Genomic DNA, 1,022 nt, shown 5'->3' on the forward strand with positions numbered 1-1,022 from the left:
AGAAGATTGGAAGTCTTTTTGGAGCGGTAAAAAAAGTAAAATTATTTACTCTTCTTCTCCCTCATTTTTACCAACTAAACTTTTGGCAGACCAAGGCGATGCAAAAGCTCAATATAATCTTGGAGTCATATATGCCAATGGGTTGGGTATTACACAATCAGATGCAGAAGCTTTTAAATATTTTAAACTCGCTGCCGAACAAGGTCATGCAGATGCTCAATATAAACTTGGAGTCAGGTATGCCAATGGACGGGGTATTACACAATCAGAACAAGAAGCTATTAAATATTACAAACTCGCTGCCGAACAAGGTCATGCAGATGCTCAATGCCAATGGACTGGGTATTACACAATCAGATCAAGAAGCTTGTAAATATTTTAAACTCGCTGCCGATCAAGGTGATGCAGATGCTCAATACAGCCTTAGAGCCAGATATGCGAATGGGCGAGGCGTTACGCGATCAGAGCAAGAAGCTGCTAAATATTACAAACTCGCTGCCGAACAAGGTGATGCAAAGGCCCAATACAACCTTGGAGTCAGGTATGCCAATGGACGGGGTGTGACACAATCAGAGCAAGAAGCTATTAAATATTACAAACTCGCTGCCGATCAAGGTCATGCAAAGGCTCAATACAACCTTGGAGTCAGGTATGCCAATGGACGGGGTGTGACACAATCAGAGCAAGAAGCTATTAAATATTACAAACTCGCTGCCGATCAAGGTCATGCAGATGCCCAATACGAGCTTGAAACTCTAAATCTGTAAAAAAGGGGCTAGGAGTTGAACAATCCAATCAAGAAACTGTGGGATATTATCAACTTGCTACTGATCAAGGGAATGCCCAGGTAGCAAGAAAAATTGACTCTATTATTTCTCAACAAGATAGCTAAATTGATTTAAAATTATTATTTATTTTTTAATGAATTAAAAAAGGAATTATATGCGATCAAAATTTATAGATGGCGATACTCCTAGCAGCTACTCTGCTCTTTCTTCTAGCCCAGATCCAAAATTAAGCCA

General features: G+C 39.8%; 2 protein-coding genes. Both read left to right on the plus strand.

Features of this window, described 5'->3' with window-relative positions; translation table 11 throughout:
• Positions 1-373: tetratricopeptide repeat protein (locus BU804_RS15165; RefSeq protein WP_255371566.1), on the plus strand; the 373-nt coding region annotated here is incomplete at its 5' end.
• Positions 321-767, plus strand: a complete 447-nt coding sequence (locus tag BU804_RS11115; RefSeq protein WP_255371567.1) for a tetratricopeptide repeat protein — start codon at positions 321-323, stop codon at positions 765-767. The genes BU804_RS15165 and BU804_RS11115, both read left to right, overlap by 53 nt.
• Positions 768-1,022: the final 255 nt, after the last annotated feature.

The sequence above is a fragment of the Candidatus Protochlamydia sp. W-9 genome, assembly GCF_001950615.1.
In the GTDB taxonomy this organism is placed as follows: Bacteria; Chlamydiota; Chlamydiia; order Chlamydiales; family Parachlamydiaceae; genus Protochlamydia; species Protochlamydia amoebophila.